1 protein-coding gene is annotated in these 1,107 nt (G+C 70.9%); it reads right to left on the bottom strand.

Annotated features, from left to right (window positions below):
- Positions 1 to 1,107, bottom strand: a 1,107-nt coding sequence (locus ABD161_RS15635) for an ISL3 family transposase (protein WP_344005088.1), incomplete at both ends; no start/stop codon positions are given.

Raw genomic sequence — 1,107 nt, 5'->3', positions numbered from 1 at the left:
TCCGTTTCTGCAGCTTCACGAACGCCGGGATTCGGCAGCGGCGGGCCCAGCTGATCCGCCGGTCGATCGCCTCGACGGCCGCGGCGTAGGGCAGCTGGAAGATGACGCGCAGCCCTTCCTTGAGCAGGTACGAGCGATACAGCTTCGGGTCGGTCTTCGCGACCCAGGCGAGTTTCACCTGCTGGTGCTCGGTGAGGTTCTCCGGGTTCTTCCAGAGCGAGTAGCGGGCGCCCTTGAGCGCCGTGGCGCGCTCGCTGCCCGGCCGTGGTGGCGCATCGGCTCGGGGCCGGCCACGACCCCGCTTCGGCTCCGACCGGGCCAGCGTCCGGGCGTCGTTCCACGCTTCCCGGCGCACCTCGTCGAGCGCGTCGGTGGCCCACGACACGACGTGGTACGGGTCAGCGACGCGGACCGCGGCCGGGCACTTCTCCGCGACGATCGCGTCGATGAAGCCGGCGCCATCGGCGGAGACATGCGTGATCTGGGCGCACCGTTCAGGCCCGAGCAGGTCGAAGAACTGGCGCACCGTGGCGCGGTCGCGTCCGGGCGCTGCCCACACCAGCCGCCGCTGGTCGTGGTCGACGACGACCATCAGGTACTTGTGGCCCTTCTTGTAGCTGATCTCGTCGATCCCGATCCGGCGCAGGCCCGCGAACCGGTCGGTGCCGGCCTCCACGTCGGCCCAGACGCGAGTGATGATCGAGCCGACCGTGCGCCAGGCGATCCGCATCAACGCCGTCACGGTCGACTTCGCCGACTGGGTCGCCAACCACGCGACCGTCTCGTCGAAGGCGTAGGTATGGCCGGCATCGTGCCGCGCCCACGGCACCGACGCCACCACCACCCCGTGCCTGCGGCACCGCACCCGCGGCGACTCCGCCTCGAGCTCGGCACGCACCGTGGCCAGATCCAGCGCCCGCCAGCGCCGCCGACCCGGCCCGGCGTCATAGCCGGGGCTGCGCCGGCCACAGATGCCACACCGGCCCCGCTGCCGCTTCGTCGGCCGCACATGCGCGACCAACAAATCGGCGTCCTCGTCGAACTCGACTCGCTCGATCACCGTCTTCTCGACGCCCAGCAGGCACCGCCATAGGCTGACATCACGCA

The organism is Microbacterium paludicola, assembly GCF_039529675.1.
Lineage (GTDB): Bacteria > Actinomycetota > Actinomycetes > Actinomycetales > Microbacteriaceae > Microbacterium > Microbacterium paludicola.
Note: the sequence above shows the minus strand (reverse complement) of the source record. Positions and strands in the feature narration are given on the sequence as shown.